Source organism: Thalassospira sp. SM2505 (assembly GCF_054901115.1).
This window is the reverse complement of sequence record NZ_CM142731.1, coordinates 1,213,022-1,232,126: the sequence shown is the minus strand read 5'-3', so window position 1 is coordinate 1,232,126 and position 19,105 is coordinate 1,213,022. Positions and strand designations below refer to the sequence as shown.

The window sequence follows — 19,105 nt, the reverse complement described above, 5'->3', positions numbered from 1 at the left end:
AGAATTAGACGTATCTATCCTCATTTGAGGAGGATCATTGCAACCTATTGGCGAAAACAGAGCCAGCCACAAAAAAATGGCGGCATATCGAATGACATGCCGCCATCAACTGCCCCGGGAAAGGCAGTTTATTTCTCGACGAAAGCTTTCTCGATCACGAAGTGACCGGGTTCGTTCATATTGCCTTCCTTGCCGCCCCACTCGACCAGCATCTGGCGGGTATCAGCAATCATTTCCGGGTTGCCGCACAGCATGAAGCGATCATTTTCAAGGGTCGGCTTGGGCAGACCAAGATCATCATAAAGTTTGCCCGACTTCATGAGTTCGGTAATACGGCCCTGGTTCTTGAACTCTTCACGCGTAACGGTCGGATAATACAGAAGCTTGTTCTGCACATCTTCGCCGAAGAACTCGTTGTTCGGGAGTTCGCTATGGATGAATTCCTGATAGGCCAGTTCGCGAACTTCGCGGCAACCATGCACAAGAATTACCTTCTCATAGCGCTCATAGGTTTCGTAATCGCGGATGACGCTCATGAACGGGGCCAGACCGGTACCGGTCGACAGCAGCCACAAATTCTTGCCCGGCAGCAGGTTGTCATGGATCAGGGTTCCGGTCGGCTTCCGCCCGACAAGGATCTTGTCCCCAACCTTGATATGCTGCAAGCGCGAGGTCAGCGGACCGTTCGGCACCTTGATCGAGAAGAATTCAAGCTCTTCATCATAGTTCGCGCTGACCATCGAATAGGCGCGCAGAAGCGGCTTGCCTTCTACTTCGAGTCCGATCATCGCGAACTGACCATTGATGAATCGGAATCCCGGATCGCGGGTGGTTTTGAACGTGAACAGAGTGTCAGTCCAGTGATGGACGTAAGTGACTGTTTCTTCGTTAAAATTGCTGGCCATAACGCTACATCAATCCGTTTCGTCTGTCTGTGTGTGGAACCGTGGCGGGAAACACGGAGTTTTATCCCGGCACGCATTCCATGCCAAGTTGGCGCGATTTAACATCAACTAACCGTATATCGCAACAAAACAATCCATATTTCTTGTCATTTTGTGTAATTTACATAAAACAATAAAAATTAAGTGTAGAATATTGTCTGACAATCAGGCACATTAGGCAGAACAGACCCGATTGACAAGCTTTTGGTCAGGTTAGATATACCCTGGCTTGCCTCGATACAATGACACATCTCAATGCGGTGACAGATGACTCGATCAACCGGCGAAATGTCTGATGCTCTGACCGTTCAGCAGATTGCAGATGCAATCACCAACGCCATCCGCGAAGGACGTCTGGCCCCCGGACAGAGGCTGACGGAAATTGACTTTGCCAAAAAGCTTGATGTCAGTCGCCCGTCGGTTCGCGAGGCCTTTCGTCAACTGACCTCTGACGGATTGCTGCATTCCCAACCCTATCGCGGGGTCAGTGTCCGGCACATGACACGGCGCGAAGTCGATGATCTTTTCACAGTTCGTGGTGCACTCGAAGGTTTGGCTGTTCGTCTGGCAACCCCTGCACTTGCCGGGGCGATATCCCCGCTTGAAGACATCCAGACCGCGCTTGACGCCGCCGAGGCCAGCCGTGACCTGAATGCCATGTCCCGGCATAACCTTGCCTTCCATATGCTGTTTGCCGATGTCAGCAAGAATGAACTGCTGCGCGAACAGCTGCGCCGGATTGCCAATAACGTCTATTGGCTGCAATTCCGGGTTCTGGTGGCCGACGAAAAGGTTCTTGCCACCAACGCCACCCATCGCGACCTGCTTGAAGCGGTGCGCGCCAATGATCCCAAACACGCCGAGGCCATCATGATTGCCCATGTCGACCAGTCGCGGCAACTGGTTCAGGCGCTGTCTGACGATCACTTTGCCAACCCGCAAGCCGACTGATCGCCAATAGTCGGTGCCAAATACCGTCATCCCGGCACAACACGCAGGTGCAGCTTCCCTCGACCTGGCTTGCACGAACAGAAGTCGGCACTGGCGTGATCAGCAACAGGCTTCATGGCTAGCGCGGGCTGCCCGCAACACACCAAGTTTGACCGCCGGATGATATTTTGCACCTTGCTCCGGGCCTTCTTCATCTTTAATATTGTCTGACAATTTAAACTAACAATATCTCAGGAAGCGTCATGTCTGCCACCAAACACCTCACCACCGAATTTCAGCCCATCCCGCTGCCTGATTATCAGGAATACGACCTTGCCGAAATGCGCGCCCGCGCGCAGGCCTTTTATGATGAGATCAAAACCCGCCATACCGTGCGCGAATTTTCAGACCGTCCCGTGCCGCGCGATATCATCGAAACCTGTATTCGTGCGGCGGGTACTGCCCCCAACGGGGCCAACCATCAGCCATGGCACTTCTCGGTCATCGGCGATCCGGCAATGAAAAAGAAAATCCGCGCTGCCGCCGAAGAAGAAGAACGCGCCTTTTACGAAGGCCGCGCCGGTGAAGAATGGCTCGAAGCGCTCAAGCCGCTTGGCACCGATGACAGCAAGCCGTTTCTGGAAACCGCCCCTTGGCTCATCTGCATCTTTGGCGAACGCAAAAGTGCGTCTGCCGATGGCAAACTGCGCAAGAACTATTACGTGCCGGAATCGGTTTCCATCGCAACCGGCTTTCTGATCGCAGCCCTGCATCGTGCAGGCCTTGCAACCCTGACCCACACGCCAAACCCGATGAGCTTCCTGACCGAGATTTGCGGCCGCCCCGATCATAACAAGCCCTATATCCTGCTTGTCACCGGCTACCCGGCACCGGACGCCACCATCCCGGCCCATGCGACCGAGAAAAAGGACCTTTCGGAAATCGCGACATTCTTCTGATAATGATCCAGCCCGACTTCACCCCTCGTCGCACCACCCTACAGACAAAAAGCCCCGCAGAAATTGCGGGTTTTTTTGTCTGTAAGTTCCAGTTTGACTAGTGACCGATTGGCAGGACCAGCCGCACCCGCAAACCACCACCCGGCGCATCTTCAAGATGAACTTCGCCGCCATGACCGCGTGCGGAATCACGTGCGATTGTCATGCCAAGACCAACACCGCCGGTCGCCTGGTTTCGGGATTCCTCAAGACGGAAAAACGGCTTGAACACTTCTTCGCGCTTATCTGCCGGAATACCGGGGCCATCATCGTCAAACACGATTTCATAATCCTGTCCGCGACGACCGGCCCGCACCGACAGATTGTTCGCATACCGACCGGCATTGGACATGATGTTGGAAACACAGCGACGCAATGATTGCGGGCGCAGGTCCATTTCCAGACTGTCTTCGATGTGAAGATCAATCTGTTGTCCGTCACGCAATGCCTCCCCGACCTGATCGGTCAGAAGTTTACCGATATCGGTCAGTTCCGCCTTCTCACCTTCTTCACCGCGCGCGAATGCCAGATAGGCATCGACCATGCGCTCCATATCGATCACGTCCTGTTTAAGTGCGTCGATACCCGGCGATGATTGCTGCATGGCTAGTTCAAGTTTCATCCGCGTCAGCGGTGTGCGCAGATCGTGTGAAACACCGGCCAGAAGTGCTGTTCTTTGCGACAGGTGACGGACGATACGATCACGCATCGACATGAACGAACTTGCCGCCATGCGGACTTCAGCAGCACCTTCGGGCTTGAAGTCACCGACATTGGCACCACGACCGAACTGATCGGCCGCCTTTGCCAGACGCCGGATCGGGCGGACCTGATTGCGCATGAAGATCACCGCAACCCCATACAGGATCAATGCAGACCCCGCGATCCACATAAAGAAGATATAGGTCGTCGAACTGTAAAGACGCTTGCGCGGGGCGACGATTGAAATCACGCCCTCCTTGAACTGCACGCGAATTTCCAGCCTGCGGCTATCAAGATCAAGATTGAAATAGAACGGACGCTGCACACGCTCGGTCAGGGCAACAAACAATTCTTCTGACACCAGACCAAGTGGCGGTTCGGTTGTTTGTTCCTCAAGGATTTCATCTGGTTCGAAGGCGATATCAAGTTGCATATGCGCACGCGCAGAATGCTGCAGCCAGACATAATGTTCCTTGTCGGGATATTCGCCGAGATAATCGATCACATAGGCAACGTCACCGGCAAGACCACGGCTCAGTTGACGGGCGACCGTGTCCCAGTGACGCTCGAAGAAAATCAGAACAGTGACGATTTGCAGCAGCAGCATCGGCGTCATCAGGATCAGCAACGACCGTCCCAGAAGGCCCGTCGGCATCAATGACTTGATCCGGCTATTTTGTTCACTACCCAACGTGCAATTCCCTGTTCAATTCATCGCTACTGACAAGACAGATGTCCTGATCAATCGGCATAAAGGACATAGCCCCGACCGCGTACGGTCTGCAAGTATCTTGGTTGTTTCGGATCTTCTTCGAATTTACGGCGCAAGCGCGTGACTTGTACATCAATACTGCGCGAGGCAGCAGGATCAATCGCATTGCCGCTGATCATTTCATGAAGCTGTTCACGTGATGTCGTTTGCCCGCGGCGCTTGATCAGGGCGGCAAGCAAGGCCTGCTCGGCCGATGTCAGATAGACATGCTCCCCGTCGCGTTGCAGGTTCATCTTGGCCGGATCGAAACTGAAGCGACCAAAACACACAATCTCTGAGCCCGCAATCTCTGTGACTTCTTCGGTTGGTTCGGGCATTTCACCGTACCGACGCAGGATGGCCTCGATGCGCAGAACAAGCTCGCGCGGCTCGAACGGTTTGGCAAGGTAATCATCCACCCCGGCTTCAAGTCCGGCGATCCGGTCTTCGGTTTCCGAAAGAGCCGTCAGCAAAAGAATGGGAACCCTGGACCCGGACTCACGCAGGCTGCGCGCCAGATCAACACCCTTCTCACCGGGCATCAGAACATCAAGAACAATCAGATCAAATTGCAACCCGGCCAGACTGGCACGTGCCTGTGCCGCATCGCGCGCAGCCGACACCGAGAACCCGTTTTCACCAAGATAGCGGCTTAACAGATCCCGCAGGCGATCATCATCATCGACCACCAGAATATGCGGCTGATCAACACCAGTCATTGCACGTCCCCAAAGACCGAAACCATTCTGATTAAATGACGAATAACTTGGCGATAAAGTGTTTCAAAAGCGTAAGGATCAAGACATCGGTACCTTGCAGACAAAAATAAAGTGCCCGGCATTTCGACCGCAAGGCACTTTATCTGATCTGGTCACTTAATCACCTATATCGCGATTGCCTGCCCCCCGTCGGCGACAGCAGGCACAGACAGGCTGCGAACTAACCGGCGCGCTGGCGCAGCCCCGTGGGACCTTCATCAGCAAAGCGCTTGCGATCCTCTTCGCCCAGCATGCCAAGCATGACCTTGCGGAATCCCTCGACGGCTTCGGCACCGGCTTCGCGATAGGCCGCAGCAATCAGGGCGCGCTGCTTTTCGGTGAGTTCGCGTTCAAGCGCCTCACCCTTTTCGGTCAGGGTCAAAAGCCGCTGGCGGCGATCCTGCAAACCGGTTCGCTGTTCAATGAACCCTTCGCGCACCAGCTGGCTGAGCACACGTGACAGCGACTGTTTGGTGATTTTCAAAATCGACAACAGGTCGCTGACCGTAATTCCGGGGTTCCGGCTGACGAAATAGATGACCCGATGATGGGCCCGCCCGAAATTATATTGCTCAAGCATCTGGTCCGCGACCGCGGTGAAATCGCGATAGGCATAAAAAAGCAATTCAATGCCCTGCCTAAGCTCTTCTTCCCGCAGAAAAAGCGGATTGACTTTACGTGTAGAGATATCTGCCATGCTTATCCGTTATGTCAGTTATATTGACATATTAATCTATGAATGTTACTTCGACCAGACAAATAAGGACATAAAGTTACGTCCAGGAACGATTTTGAATTGGAATTTGGCAAATGACGACTCCGACCTTTGATAACCGTGATGGTTTTATCTGGTATAATGGTGAACTTAAACCCTGGCGTGAAAGCACTTTGCATGTGCTGAGCCACGCTGTCCATTATGGTAGTGCGGTTTTCGAAGGCGAACGTTGCTATAACGGCAAGGTTTTCAAGCTGGCCGAACATGGCGAACGTCTGATCAAGTCCGGCGAAATTCTGGATATGAAAATCCCCTATGGTGCCAAGGAACTTGATGACGCGGTTATCGAAACCCTTGCAGCCAACAACATTACCGAAGGCTATATCCGCCGTATTGCATGGCGCGGCAGTGAGATGATGGGTGTTTCCGCCCAGACCACGCGCATCAATGTCGCGATTGCCTGCTGGGAATGGCCAAGCTATTTCAAGCCGGAAGAACGCCTGAAAGGTATTCGTCTTGATCTGTCAAAATGGGCACGTCCGGCACCGAACACCGCACCGACCAACGCCAAGGCAGCCGGTCTTTACATGATCTGCACCCTGTCCAAACACGAAGCCGAGCGCAAAGGCTATGCCGATGCCCTGATGCTTGATTATCGCGGTCAGGTGGCAGAAGCGACCGGTGCCAACGTGTTCTTCATCAAGGATGGCAAGATCCATACGCCAAAGCCCGATTGCTTCCTGGATGGCATTACCCGTCGCTCCGTCATCGGCCTTGCGAAAGCACGCGGATATGAAGTCATCGAACGCGCCATCATGCCTGAAGAAATGGCAGATTTCGAAGAATGCTTCCTGACCGGCACGGCTGCCGAAGTCACCCCGGTGGCTGAAATCGGCCAGTACAAATTCACCCCGGCAACGGTCTGCAAGACCCTGATGGAAGACTATATGGCGCTGGTCCGTGGCGACAAGGCTGCGGTTGCTGCTGAGTGATTTATTTTTAATAATCACATCGATTATTAGATTTTGCCAAATAATCAACCCGGTCCACTGGACCGGGTTTTTTATTGCCTGCGTGCAAACCGCATGGCTAAGTCACTTTCAACCGCCCTGCGCACCGTCCAAGGTCGAAATCCATGCCCCAAAAGTCTGATGATTTAAAACCCGACCATCAATTGCTCTATCAGACCCACTCGCCCTTTGCCCGCAAAGTGCTGGTCTTTGCCATCGAGGCGGACCTGCAACAGCGCATCGAGGTCATCCATCACGAAACCAGCCCGACCAACCGCAATGATGCGATCTTTGCCGCCAATCCGCTGGGCAAGGTGCCGGTTCTGGTGCTGCCCGATGGCATGACACTTTATGATTCACTGGTGATTTGCGACTATCTTGATCGCCTGCATGAGGGCCGCAAACTGATCCCGCACAAGGCACCAAAACGGCTGCATGCCTTGCGTTTACACGCTTTGGCGCAAGGCATGTGCGATGCAGGTGTGCTCCTTCGCTGGGAAACCGCACGCCGCCCGGAACCTTTGCGCTATCCCCCGCTGGCAGAGGGCCAGAAGACCAAACTGATCGAGACATTCGATTATCTCGAAACCAGTCTTGATCCCAAGCACCCGATCACGATTGGCCATATTGCGCTGGCCACCGGGCTGGAATGGATCGAATTTCGCGCGTTGGCCGATTTCAAAACCGGTCGCCCGAAGCTTTCGCAATGGTATGAGGAATTCGGCACCCGTCCCTCGATGGTTCAAACCCGCTATAGCGGCCAGACCCATGACTAGGGTATTTCGCTGATAAATATCTGCAAAATAAAACCTTTTAAATCCTCATACAATATAACCCGCTATCGAAGTGATCAGACCAGATCATAAAGAAGCGGGCCACAATGGCGACAGGATCGTACGGTCAAAAACCGCAAGATCCGCATTTGAGCTGCCCTGAAATGACACAAGCGCAGCAAATCCGGCCCGCATCCTCATTACAAGGATTGATGCTCTTTTGTAGTAATCATCCTTTATTTGAGATAAAACCCTGAACTACATAATAAGAAATGTATATGAGGGAGCCATGCGGTTCAGGCTGTTCTTCGGGATCATTGCCGCATTGTTTTTCGTCGATGGTTTCGGTGCGGATGCCCGATCATCGGAGCAAAAACGCACCATCAGGATTCCAGTCCAGCAGGCAGATCTGGATGGCCTGAATGACTGTATCCTCAGTCGTTCCGACGATTGCCGCAAATGTCGGCAACCCAACCAGTCGAACCTGTCACTTATGAACTATACGCTGCTTCGCGAAGCGCTGTCAGAAGGCGGCTTCGAGGCAGAGGTCCAACCGGTGCACTCCCCGAATTCAGAGCGCAGCCGCAAAATGATCCTGTCGGGTCAGGCGGATATCAAGACCGACTGGATATTCAACATCTCGGTCGATGAAGGCGCCCTTCAAACCGAACCGGTTTTTCTGTCCGGTGAAATTGAAAAGGGCCTTTATGCCCGCCGCAATTTGATTACCCCGGATCGCCAGTTGAACATTCAGGACATCCGAAACTTGCGTGCTGTGGGCATTCGCAGCTGGCGACTGGACTGGCAGGTTCTTGAAAGCCTGTCGCTGGCAAGCCTGAGCACTGCGGCAACCACCAAACAGATGTTTGCGCTTATTGATGCGGGACGTGCCGATTTTACGTTGCTTGAGTTCTCGTCACAGGAAGACATGGGGCGGCAGGTTGACGGCATCTGGCTTTACCCGATCCAGGGCGTCAAAATATCGCTGCCCGCGACACAGCATTTCATGGTCTCGGCCAGTCTGAGGGATTCGGGCATGGTTGTCGACGCATTGAACCGGGGCATCAAGAGACTGCGCGAAAGCGGCTTTATCCAGCGCTGTCTGGTCAATAGCGGCGTCATCAATCCGGCAGTCGCCTATTGGCAGACGCTGAACGCAACAGCATCAGAAACGATCACAAAACAGGCCCCGACCGTTTCCACACAATAAATTCGCCACTAATTTCTATACGATTTCAAGCACTCACGCGCCCGACTATGGCCCATTTTCTTGAGGCGGGAGCAACATCCCCGTGGTCAGGGCATTACCGCCGGGCGGTTGATCACGAAATTGACTGATGGGCAGGTGCATGGTTACGAAGACAGCTTTCCCATGAAATATTTCCGAACATATTCAAGCTGGCAGGCTTCATCGACTGCGGGACCTCTAAGTTGCGAGAGATAGAGGCGTGCGTGTTCCATTACATCGGTTAAGGTAAGTTTCGCCTCCCTCGCCTTTTTCAAATAGACACGCGCACATTTCCGATCCTGCTGATGGAAAGCAAATGGCGCTCTGCCATGACAGAACCCAAAAGCAATCAGTTTTACCCATTCGTCTTGCGTCATCGCTTTCTCCTTTTCTAGTTCGAGAAGGCAATGCTGGCAGCAATGAGAGAGGAAAACGACAGGCTGATGGTTGGAGCGGGGGGGCTACAACCATTCGATTTCGGGTATTGGCCGAACGGATTGCCGTTCAGACGTTACGGCCACTTTGCTTCGGGCGGAAGCGACATCAGAATGGCTTCGGTGTTGCCACCGGTCATCAGGCCGAAGCGTGTGCCGCGATCATGGAGCAGGTTGAACTCGACATAGCGACCGCGTTTGACCAGCTGGGCCTGACGTTCCTCGTCGGTCCAGGATTTGTTGTAATGGCGTGCGACCAGTTTCGGATAGATATCGCGAAACGCCTTGCCGACATCCTGGGTAAAGGCAAAGTCCGCGTCCCAGTCGGCATCAAGATAATCATAGAAAATCCCGCCCACACCGCGCGCTTCATTGCGGTGCGGCAGCCAGAAATATTCATCGCACCACTTTTTGAAGCGATCGTAATAGTCATCGCCATGGGCATCACAGGCAGCTTTGAGCGCTCCGTGGAAATCGGCGGTATCGGTTTCTTGCGGGAAGACCGGTGTCAGGTCAGCCCCACCGCCAAACCATGCCTTGGTGGTCACGATATGGCGGGTATTCATGTGCACGGCTGGCACATGCGGCGAACAGGGATGGGCGACCAGTGATATGCCCGCAGCCCAGAAATTCGGGTTTTCCGCCGCACCGGGAATTTCCGCCCGGAATTTTTCGGAAAACTCGCCATGCACGGTCGAAATATTGACCCCGACCTTTTCAAACACCCGGCCCTTCATGACCGACATTTCGCCGCCGCCCTCATTGGTGCCGCGTTCCCAGACCGTGCGCTCAAACCGACCAGCCGGTCGATCAGAGAGCGGCCCGGTATAGCTGTCTTCCAACGCCTCGAAGCTTGCGCAGATGTCATCGCGCAACTGACGGAACCATGTCTGTGCGGCTTTCTTGCGCGTTTCAATCAGGGTTGCGTCTGTGCTGCTCATTGCGTCCTCTTTGGAAAACTGTTGGTCTGACGGAGCGCCTCGCCCAGCGTCATCGCGGTTGCCATCGCCACATTGAGCGACCGCATTTCGGGCTTCATCGGGATCACCACGCGGGCATCGACATAATCATGCACCGGATCAGGCACCCCCTTGCTTTCGGAACCCAGCATCAGAATATCGTCAGCGCGAAATTCAAAATCGCAATAGGGTTCCGCCCCCTTGGTGGTCAGCAAAACAAGGCGACCGGGAACCGTGCCGTTGTCGCGTGCTTCAACGAAGCTGCGCCAGTCGGCATGGCGTATATAATCGGCCTTGTCGAGATAATCCATCCCGGCGCGTTTGAGTGCCGCCGAGGTCAGCAAGAACCCGCAAGGCTCAATGATATCGACAGGCAACCCGAAACAGGCCGCCATCCGCAGAATGGTGCCGGTATTTTGCGGTATGTCGGGTTCAAATAAACAGATTCTCATGGTGCCTGTCGTTATCGGAAAGTGGCCCGGCCGGTTCGGACCATTATCGTATGAATGATCACGACCTTTTACCCCAATTAGACAGGAAGTCGCCAGAAATTGACGGCAATTAATCGCAACCATGCCCGCAGCCCGACTTTCCGGAAGCCTTTGGTCCAGCAGCGGCTGAAAGCATCGGGGTGAATGGACAGCCCCGCGCCGGTAAAACTTTATAATCCGGTTCAATGGTGTTTCAAACCCGATGTATTTTCGGTATCTTCGGGGATAAATTTCAAAGACGGGTCGAACCGTTTTTTCAAGTATCCCGCCTTGCCGTATTCAGGATGTCATATCTGTGCAGGAACCCCACTTTGACCTTAACTGGGATGATTTGAAGCATCTTCTGGTGCTGTCGCGTGAAGGAACCTTGTCGGCGGCGGCACGGGTTCTTGATACATCGCGTGTGACGGTCAAGGCCCGGATTTCAAATCTTGAAAACAGCATGGGTGTTCGACTGTTTTCCCAGGACAAGTCGGGCTATAAACTGACCCGCGACGGGCGCGATCTGGCCAGCTATGCCGAGGAATGCGAACGCCAGTTGCGTCTTGCCTTTGCCAAGCAAAACAGCCCCTCTGCGCCGCGTCTTAAAATTCGTGTCGGTGTGGTTGAGGGTATTGGGAACGGCTATCTGGCGGAAAAGCTTTCCTGGTGGCTGCGTGGCCAGAATATTGATTTCGAACTGGTTTCATTGCCCAAACAGGCCCGGATCACCAACCGTGAAGCCGATATCTGTGTAACCCTTGAAGAACCCGAAGGCGAAAATACGATCAAGAAGGTTCTGACCCCCTACACATTGGGGATCTATGCCAGTGAAGGTTATATCGCCGAACACGGGCCGCTTAAGGGATCGCAGGATGTGCTTGATCACATGTGGGTCGGCTATGTCCGCGACCATATTTTTTCCCAGACCCTGAATTACCACGAAGAACTTTCACCAAACCTGAAATATGCGTTTCGCGGCACAAGCATGGTGTCGCAGCTGTTTGCGACTTCGGCCGGGCTCGGACTGGGGATTTTCCCGATTTACCTGATTTCGGAATTCAATCTGATCCGGGTCTGCCCGGAAATAGCATTTGCACGCAAATACTGGATTTCGTCGTCAAGCGACTTGCACCGTTTCCCGGGTCTGATGTCGGTCTGGAAGTTTCTGCTTGAGACCTGCCAGAAAGACCGGCGGCTGTTTTACGAAGAAAACTAGCGGGGCCGGATTGCTCCGGCCCCGCCTGTTTTTCACATCAACACGTCTTGGCAGTCCTATTGCGCGTAGATCAGATCGGGTAGCCACAAGGTGATCCATGGCACATAGGTGATCAGGATCAGGGCAACGATCATGATTGCGATGAAGGGCAGGCAGCCCCGCAAGACATCGCGCAACGACATCTTTGAAACACCCATCGCCACAAACAGGTTCAACCCGACCGGCGGGGTGAGCATGCCCACCGAGAAGTTCACAACCGTGATCAGGCCGAAATGCACCGGGTCAATGCCAACCTGGGCTGCAATCGGCTGAAGCAGCGGCGCGAGAACGATGATGGCGGATGCACTATCAAGGAAGAAGCCGGTCACCAGCATGACAATATTGAACAGCGCAGCAACGGTGAAGGGATCACTTGTGTTGCTCAGAACCTGTGAGGACAGGCTGCCCGGTGCGCCGGTAATGGTCAGAAGCCAAGAGAATGCCGATGCACCCGCCGTAATCAGAAGCAGGGTGGCGGCAATCGCACCTGATGATTTCAGGATGCTTTTAAGTTCGGCAAGACCGATCTGCTTATAGATTACCGCACCGACGAACCAGCCATACATGCAGGCAACAGCCGCGGATTCAGTCGGGGTAAAGACACCGGAATAAATGCCGCCCAGAAGCAGGAAGGGCAAACCAAGGCCCCATGCCGAACGTTTGACTGCAAGAAGGAAGGCCGCACGGGTCGGGAAATCCTGACGGGGATAGCCGCGCCGGATGGCAAAAATCACGCAAGCCGCAATCAGAAGAGCCCCAATCAACAGAGCCGGGCCGACACCACCGGCAAACAGCTTGCCGACCGACGCGCCGGTGACGGACCCATAAATGATCAGACCGATGCTGGGCGGAACAATCGGGCCCAGCGTCCCTGCCACAGTGATCAGACCGATGGCAAAGAAGCGATCATAGCCCGCGGCAACCAGTGCCGGGAACATGATGCTGCCAATCGCAATCACGGTTGCCGGGCTTGATCCCGAAATCGCCCCGAAGAACAGGCATGACAGGACAGTTGCCGCAGCAATCCCGCCCGGGATCCAGCCAACCAGTACGGTTGCCAGGTCGACCAGACGCTGGGACAAGCCACCAATACGCATCAGTTCGGATGCGAGAATGAAGAACGGGATGGCCATCAGCGAGAAATTGTTCATGCCTGCGAACATGCGCATCGGAACAATCACCGGATCAAATGGCCCCCAGAAACCGACGGCGACAACAACGGCAAAGGCCAGTGCCGCGAAGATCGGAAGGCCAAATAGCAGAAGGCCCCCGAATGAAAGCAAGAGTCCTGATAACATTATTCTTTTGCCCTGATAGAAACCGGAATTCAGCTGTTTGCGGGTGCGACCTACATGGCGCGCAGGTTTTCTTCGGATGCCGCGATCTGTTTGCCTTGCAGTAATTGTGCAAGCGCATAGCCATAGCGAAACAGCGACAGGAAACCGGAAACGGGAATGATTGCGTAAACGGCTGAAACGGGGATGCGCAGTGCGGGGGACAACTGACCACGTTCAAGCGTGTTCAGGAAAAGTTTGCCGCCGAAATAGACCAGAGCGAGTGCAAACAAAATCCCCAAGGCAATGGCGATGATCCGAAGGACAGGGATATATCGCGCCGGAACGATGGCATCGAGAAGATCAACCGAGATATGGCTGCCAAGACGGATGCCGATGCTGATGCCGACAAAGCTCATGACGATGATCGCATAGAGCACAACTTCCTCGGCCCAGTAAAGCGGGGCACTGAAGACATAGCGCATGACCACCTGAAGAAATGTCAGGCAAATTGCGACAGCCATCAGAAAGATCATGGATCCGTCTTCGAGGCGGGCAAGGGCCTTGTCAAATTTTTCGAACATTTTGCCGTCCCATTGTCAAAAACCGACTTGCAAGATTGCAGTCTTGCAAGTCGGCCCATCATTTCGAAATGTGCAGATTACTTGGGACCTGCGCCGGTAACTGCATAAATGGAATTGATCAGTTCCGGTGTAACTACATCGGCAAAGGCCTTATGGACAGCGAAACTGCCTTTGATGAAGGCATCCTTTTCAGCATCCGTCAGGCGATGGACTGCGATGTCCGAGCTGATTTTGGAAAGCTGTTCTGCCTCATACTCGTTGGTGAGCTGACGAGCAAGGTCGCGGGCATTGTCGAAGGCGGTCACAACGACGGCACGCAGATCATCAGGAAGCGAGTTCCATGCGTTCTCGCTCATGACTGCGGCATAGCCGTGATAGGCATGTGACGACAGGGTCATGTATTTCTGAACTTCATAGAATTTCATCGCAACGATATTGGCGATCGGGTTTTCCTGACCATCAACAACGCCAGCCTGAAGACCGCCGTAAACTTCGGCAAAGGCCATTGCCGTCGGGTTTGCACCCCATTCGTTGTACTGGGTCAGGATGACCGGTGCCTGCATGGTGCGCATCTTGATGCCGGCAAGGTCTTCGACCGCAGTGATTTCGCGAACATTGTTGGTGATGTTACGGAAACCGGCACCCCAGAAGTTCACGCCATGCATGCCGTGCTGATCAAGGGTATCAAGGATCGAACGACCGACTTCGCCATCAAGAACCTTGACCATCATTTCTTCGCTCGGAAGGATGAAAGGCAGGTCAAGAACCTGAAGTTTCGGTTCGAAGTTGCCCAGGGTCGCGGTTGGCGGAATTGCGATCTGGACCAGATCATTTTGCAGCTGTTCGATGATGTCGACATCGCCACCGAGGCCACCAGCCGGGATCACATTGATCTCGATGCGGCCATTGGATTTTTCTTCGACTTCTTTTTCGAATGCGCGTGCTGCCTTACCGTTCGGGGTATCTTCCATAAGAACATGACCGAAGGTAAAGGTGAATTCCTGAGCCATGGCCTGGCTACCGAAACCGGCCATTGCGATTGCAGCAAATGCCGCAAATTTGAACTTGCTGTTCATTGGTGCCTCCGTTCTGATAATTATCTGGTTGGTACAGGTTGTTCGACAAGTTTTCGACCCCGAAGACGATCTGCCATCAGGGGATAATTGGCGCGTGCCTCGATGAGATCGCTCTCAAGCAGTTCGGCCCGAATGGTTTCGGCGGCGAACTGTCCGGCCTGTGCGAGAATGCCACTGTTGGGGGAGACGATCTGGCTCAGGCCAAGGCGTTCCCAGGTCCCGACTTTCTTGCCGAGATCGAGGAAGCCGCAGGCATTGCACGAAACCACAAATGCCTGGTTCTGAATGGCGGTAACGGTCGGAACCGTTTCCCAGAATTTCTTTTTGGTGACCGGATCCCCTGCGCCGCCTTTGGCACCGCCCGACCAGAAGGAAGAGGTGACTGCAAGAATTTCTACACCCTGTCGGAAATGTTCCAGTGCAACTTCGGGGAACAGGGTTTCATAGCAGATCACGATCCCGATCTTGCCCAGCGCACAGTCAAAGGTCGTGCGGTTGTAATCCGGGGTGTAATACAGCTTTTCAATACCGGGGAAGAAACATTTGCGGGTGACACCGACGATGCCTTCCGGTCCGATCAGGGCGGCACTGTTATAAATGGTGCCGACGATCGAAGAACGTTCATTGAAGCCAACGACCGTATAGATGCCAAGAGTCTTTGCGGCCTCGGCAACTGCCTTGAGCTCCGGACCATCAACGTCAACGGAACCCTCGTTCCAGAGCCGTTTCAGACCGCCTTCTTCATGTTTGAAAAAGCTGGTCAGGTTGGCTTCGGGAAACACGACAAGATCGCTACCGTTTGATGCCTCGACCTGCATCTGGTTGAGAATGAAAGCAAGATTCTCGGCTATACCACCCAGTTCGACGGGCTGGTGTTGCACCGCGCTTGCTACGACCTTGCTTTGCATGAAGTTCTTACCCTTTGCCTGACAGTTTCCTCGAGGGAGCACTTTGCTCCTGCTTGTTGCGGAAACATTACGAGGCGACAGGAAGGGCGCATAGGTGGGCCAGGCTTGCGCTATATGTAAGAAAACTTACACCATTGCGACATCCGCCGGAATCAAGGCCTGTGACGCATCCTGACAGTCAACATCGACCGACACGTCGCCTTGAATTTCCGGAAACAAAAACATCGCATTCGCATGACTGGAAAGTTCCGGGAGGATTCGACCGGTCGCAGGATGACGAATCAGATCGGGAAGGACAGATAATTACCCTTTAACCGCCCTATTAGACTTTTTTGGAATAAGAAAAACCAAAGCAGTAAACCATTGGTTCGTAAAAGGCAGGATACCCGCATTTACGCTAGGTTTTACAGATTTGTGCACTGCAAAACCATATGATCTTATTGAATGCAAACAAATTGCAACTCCAAGTTCTCCTTAACAAACCCGATTTTTGTTAGTATGACGGACCAGAAACAGGGCTAGAGGCTTTTAGCGACTTCATTGTTTGATTTTCATCAAGGGAAATCAGGCAGGGATGTCCTAAGTCTTGCTTTTGGCAATCCACATGCCTGTTTTGGGGGCAGAAAGAGGGATAAATTATGTCGCAAACGGTGCATTCTTCCGGCGATCACCAGCCGGACGAGAACCGCAGGGATTTCCTGACCTTGGCGACCACAGCTGTCGGTGTCGTTGGCACCGGCGTCGCGTTGTGGCCGTTCGTGGACAGCATGAACCCGTCCAAAGATGTTCTCGCACTTGCCTCGGTCGAGGTTAATTTGGCCAACATCGCGGTTGGTCAGGCAGTCAAGGTTATGTGGCGAGGCAAACCGGTCTTTATCCGCCATCGTACCGAACGCGAAATCAATGAAGCCAACGAGGTTGCATTGAACGAGCTCGTCGATCCACAAGCCGACGATGCACGTGTCGAAAAGAAGGAATGGCTGATTGTTGTCGGCGTATGCACCCATCTGGGCTGCATCCCGATGGGCACCGCCACCGGGGAAGCCCGAGGCGATTATGATGGTTGGTACTGTCCGTGCCATGGCTCGCACTATGATACGTCGGGCCGTATCCGCCGTGGTCCTGCGCCGAAGAATCTCGAGGTGCCGACCTACACCTTCCTCACCGACACATCCGTCCGTATCGGCTAAGGAGCTGTATGATGAGCGCACCTCAATGGAATAACAAAGTGGTGAAATGGGTTGATGACCGTCTTCCGGTAATCTCCATGTTGCACCATTCCGCCTATGAATATCCGACCCCGAAAAACCTGTCCTATATGTGGAACTTTGGTTCACTGGCAGGCTTTGTTCTGGTGACCATGATCCTTACCGGGATTTTCCTGGTGATGAACTATACCCCCCATACCAGCATGGCGTTTGAGTCTGTCGAACGTATCATGCGCGATGTGAACCATGGCTGGCTGATCCGCTATATTCACATGAATGGCGCATCGATGTTCTTCATCTGCGTCTTTATCCATATTTTCCGTGGCCTGTATTACGGGTCATACAAAGCACCGCGTGAAATGCTGTGGTGGATCGGTATCCTGATCCTTCTGGCAATGATGGCGACTGCCTTCATGGGCTATGTCCTGCCGTGGGGCCAGATGTCGTTCTGGGGTGCGACGGTTATTACCAACCTGTTCTCTGCCTTCCCGATCATTGGCGATCCGCTGGTGACCTGGCTCTGGGGCGGTTTCTCGGTTGATAACCCGACACTGAACCGGTTCTTCTCGCTGCACTATCTGATGCCGTTTGTCATTCTGGGCCTTGTTGTCCTGCATGTCTGGGCACTGCATAGCGTGCGTTCGAACAACCCGACCGGCGTTGAAATCAAAACCCCGCAGGACAGCATTCCGTTCCATCCGTACTACACGATCAAGGATCTGTTCGGACTGGGCGTGTTCCTGATCTTCTTCTGTGCGTTTGTGTTCTTTGCACCGGATTACCTTGGCCACCCGGATAACTACATCCCGGCCAACCCGCTGGTAACCCCGCCGCACATCGTGCCGGAATGGTACTTCCTGCCGTTCTATGCGATCCTGCGCTCGATTGACTTCACCATCCTTGGCATCCCGGCAAAACTGCTTGGCGTTCTTGCGATGTTTGCGTCAATCGTCATCCTGTTCGTTATTCCGTGGCTTGATACCTCGAAGGTTCGCAGCTCGAAATTCCGTCCGGTTTACAAATGGTTCTTCTGGCTGTTTGTGATTGATACCTTCATCCTCGGCTATTGCGGGGCGAAGGCACCGGATGACTATTTCATGGGAATTCCGGGTCTTAAGGTGATCGTGATGGGCCAGCTTTCGACGCTGTACTACTTCGTGCATTTCCTTGTGGTGATGCCATTGGTCGGGAAGCTTGAACGAACCAAACCGCTTCCGGCAAGCATCAGTGAGTCTGTTTTGAAGGAGGGTGCAAATGCGTAAGTTCGCACTGACCGCAATTGCTGCCGCCTTCGCGGTAACCGCATTCACCGGAACTGCAGCCAGGGCTGCCGGGGATACCCCGGTACCCGCGGCACAGGACTGGAGCTGGCAGGGTCTGTTTGGCACCTATGACCGTGCCCAGCTGCAACGCGGTTTCCAGGTCTATAAAAACGTTTGTGCGGGCTGTCACAGCCTGCGGTTCATTGCCTTCCGTAACCTTGAAGGCATTGGATTTAACGAAGACCAGATCAAGGCGATCGCAGCGGAATATGACATTGAAGACGGTCCGAATGACGATGGTGACATGTTCACCCGTCCGGGCAAGCCGTCCGACTATTTCCCGTCCCCGTTCCCGAACGAAAAGGCTGCTGCTGCTTCGAACGGCGGGGCAATTCCGCCCGATCTTTCCCTGATGACCAAAGCCCGTGTGGCAGGCCCGGATTATGTGTTCGCCCTGCTGACCGGCTATGAGGAAGAAGCCCCTGAAGGCTTCGACCTGTCAGACGGGAAGTCTTACAACCATTATTTCCCGGGCCACCAGATTTCCATGGCGCCGCCGCTTTATGACGAAGCGGTCGAATATAGCGATGGAACACCGGCAACCCTGGAACAGCATTCGCGCGACGTTGTTGCCTTCCTGAACTGGACGGCACAGCCGGAACTTGAAGCACGCAAGGAACTTGGCCTGCAGGTCATCCTGTTCCTGATCGTTCTGACGGCGATGCTTTATGCGCTGAAACGCAAAATCTGGCGCGATATCGAACATTAAGTTCGATCATCACTGCGACGCTTAAAAACAGGCCACCTGATTTCAGGTGGCCTGTTTGTTTTTGTGTATCTGATCCGCGTTCATCAGGATTGAC

General features: G+C 53.7%; 20 protein-coding genes. 9 read left to right on the top strand and 11 right to left on the bottom strand.

Translation table 11 applies throughout. The annotated features are described in order from the left end of the window. Positions 1-128: 128 nt before the first annotated feature. Positions 129-905 carry a ferredoxin--NADP reductase gene (locus tag ACTU44_RS05570; protein WP_114097981.1) on the bottom strand — a complete coding sequence of 259 codons (777 nt, stop codon included), beginning with the start codon at positions 903-905 and terminating at the stop codon, positions 129-131. Between the two features lie 306 nt (positions 906-1,211). Here ACTU44_RS05570 and ACTU44_RS05565 point away from each other — a divergent pair, with 306 nt between their 5' ends. Together ACTU44_RS05565 and ACTU44_RS05560 are read left to right on the top strand one after the other, a co-directional pair. Next, positions 1,212-1,895 carry a GntR family transcriptional regulator gene (locus tag ACTU44_RS05565; protein ID WP_462096890.1) on the top strand — a complete coding sequence of 228 codons (684 nt, stop codon included), beginning with the start codon at positions 1,212-1,214 and terminating at the stop codon, positions 1,893-1,895. A 242-nt stretch (positions 1,896-2,137) separates the two neighbouring features. Then, positions 2,138-2,833 carry a nitroreductase family protein gene (locus ACTU44_RS05560; RefSeq protein WP_462096889.1) on the top strand — a complete coding sequence of 232 codons (696 nt, stop codon included), beginning with the start codon at positions 2,138-2,140 and terminating at the stop codon, positions 2,831-2,833. A 97-nt stretch (positions 2,834-2,930) separates the two neighbouring features. On the opposite strand, the gene ACTU44_RS05555 is transcribed toward ACTU44_RS05560, so the two are convergent. From ACTU44_RS05555 to ACTU44_RS05545, 3 genes are all read right to left on the bottom strand, one after another. Further along, complete coding sequence (locus tag ACTU44_RS05555; RefSeq protein ID WP_462096888.1) at positions 2,931-4,265, bottom strand: ATP-binding protein; 1,335 nt, start codon at positions 4,263-4,265, stop codon at positions 2,931-2,933. A 50-nt stretch (positions 4,266-4,315) separates the two neighbouring features. After that, entirely contained in the window at positions 4,316-5,044 is a 729-nt protein-coding gene (locus ACTU44_RS05550) for a response regulator (protein ID WP_114097977.1), read from the bottom strand. Positions 5,045-5,264: 220 nt separating this feature from the next. Further along, entirely contained in the window at positions 5,265-5,780 is a 516-nt protein-coding gene (locus ACTU44_RS05545) for a MarR family winged helix-turn-helix transcriptional regulator (RefSeq protein WP_114097976.1), read from the bottom strand. 113 nt (positions 5,781-5,893) lie between these two features. Here ACTU44_RS05545 and ACTU44_RS05540 point away from each other — a divergent pair, with 113 nt between their 5' ends. The 3 genes from ACTU44_RS05540 to ACTU44_RS05530 all read left to right on the top strand — a co-directional run bounded on the left by ACTU44_RS05540 (position 5,894) and on the right by ACTU44_RS05530 (position 8,791). Then, positions 5,894-6,790, top strand: a complete 897-nt coding sequence (locus tag ACTU44_RS05540) for a branched-chain amino acid aminotransferase (RefSeq protein ID WP_462096887.1) — start codon at positions 5,894-5,896, stop codon at positions 6,788-6,790. A 143-nt stretch (positions 6,791-6,933) separates the two neighbouring features. Then, entirely contained in the window at positions 6,934-7,584 is a 651-nt protein-coding gene (locus ACTU44_RS05535) for a glutathione S-transferase family protein (RefSeq protein WP_462096886.1), read from the top strand. A gap of 286 nt (positions 7,585-7,870) precedes the next feature. After that, positions 7,871-8,791 carry a hypothetical protein gene (locus ACTU44_RS05530; RefSeq protein ID WP_462096885.1) on the top strand — a complete coding sequence of 307 codons (921 nt, stop codon included), beginning with the start codon at positions 7,871-7,873 and terminating at the stop codon, positions 8,789-8,791. Between the two features lie 143 nt (positions 8,792-8,934). Here ACTU44_RS05530 and ACTU44_RS05525 read toward each other — a convergent pair whose 3' ends face one another. The 3 genes from ACTU44_RS05525 to ACTU44_RS05515 form a co-directional block, all read right to left on the bottom strand. Next, positions 8,935-9,186: a hypothetical protein gene (locus ACTU44_RS05525; RefSeq protein ID WP_462096884.1), complete on the bottom strand. Its 252-nt coding sequence runs from the start codon at positions 9,184-9,186 to the stop codon at positions 8,935-8,937. Positions 9,187-9,320: 134 nt separating this feature from the next. Then, positions 9,321-10,184, bottom strand: coding sequence for an oxygen-dependent coproporphyrinogen oxidase (hemF, locus tag ACTU44_RS05520; protein WP_462096883.1), 864 nt, complete (start codon positions 10,182-10,184; stop codon positions 9,321-9,323). Further along, positions 10,181-10,654, bottom strand: a complete 474-nt coding sequence (locus ACTU44_RS05515; protein ID WP_462096882.1) for a tRNA (cytidine(34)-2'-O)-methyltransferase — start codon at positions 10,652-10,654, stop codon at positions 10,181-10,183. Before ACTU44_RS05515 ends, hemF begins: the two co-directional genes overlap by 4 nt. A gap of 334 nt (positions 10,655-10,988) precedes the next feature. On the opposite strand from ACTU44_RS05515, the gene ACTU44_RS05510 reads away from it, so the two are divergent. Then, positions 10,989-11,891, top strand: a complete 903-nt coding sequence (locus ACTU44_RS05510; protein WP_181850220.1) for a LysR family transcriptional regulator — start codon at positions 10,989-10,991, stop codon at positions 11,889-11,891. Between the two features lie 56 nt (positions 11,892-11,947). Here the strand turns inward: ACTU44_RS05510 and ACTU44_RS05505 are convergent, their stop codons facing one another. From ACTU44_RS05505 to ACTU44_RS05490, 4 genes are all read right to left on the bottom strand, one after another. Further along, complete coding sequence (locus ACTU44_RS05505; protein ID WP_114097969.1) at positions 11,948-13,228, bottom strand: TRAP transporter large permease; 1,281 nt, start codon at positions 13,226-13,228, stop codon at positions 11,948-11,950. Between the two features lie 50 nt (positions 13,229-13,278). Then, entirely contained in the window at positions 13,279-13,788 is a 510-nt protein-coding gene (locus ACTU44_RS05500; RefSeq protein ID WP_114097968.1) for a TRAP transporter small permease, read from the bottom strand. Between the two features lie 77 nt (positions 13,789-13,865). Next, positions 13,866-14,864 (bottom strand): TRAP transporter substrate-binding protein, encoded by a 999-nt coding sequence (locus ACTU44_RS05495; protein WP_336080188.1) that lies wholly within the window; start codon positions 14,862-14,864, stop codon positions 13,866-13,868. A gap of 20 nt (positions 14,865-14,884) precedes the next feature. Continuing rightward, a complete protein-coding gene (locus tag ACTU44_RS05490) occupies positions 14,885-15,772 on the bottom strand; it encodes a carbon-nitrogen hydrolase family protein (protein ID WP_462096881.1) in 888 nt (295 codons plus the stop codon). Positions 15,773-16,410: 638 nt separating this feature from the next. On the opposite strand from ACTU44_RS05490, the gene petA reads away from it, so the two are divergent. From petA to ACTU44_RS05475, 3 genes are read left to right on the top strand one after another with little or no spacing between them, the layout of a single operon-like run. After that, on the top strand, positions 16,411-16,962 hold the full coding sequence (gene petA, locus ACTU44_RS05485; RefSeq protein WP_114097965.1) for a ubiquinol-cytochrome c reductase iron-sulfur subunit: 552 nt from the start codon (positions 16,411-16,413) through the stop codon (positions 16,960-16,962). An 8-nt stretch (positions 16,963-16,970) separates the two neighbouring features. Beyond that, positions 16,971-18,242 carry a cytochrome b gene (locus tag ACTU44_RS05480; RefSeq protein WP_181850219.1) on the top strand — a complete coding sequence of 424 codons (1,272 nt, stop codon included), beginning with the start codon at positions 16,971-16,973 and terminating at the stop codon, positions 18,240-18,242. Continuing rightward, the gene (locus tag ACTU44_RS05475) at positions 18,235-19,011 is read left to right on the top strand and encodes a cytochrome c1 (protein ID WP_114097963.1); all 777 of its coding nucleotides are present in this window, start codon (positions 18,235-18,237) and stop codon (positions 19,009-19,011) included. Before ACTU44_RS05480 ends, ACTU44_RS05475 begins: the two co-directional genes overlap by 8 nt. The last annotated feature ends 94 nt before the right edge of the window (positions 19,012-19,105 follow it).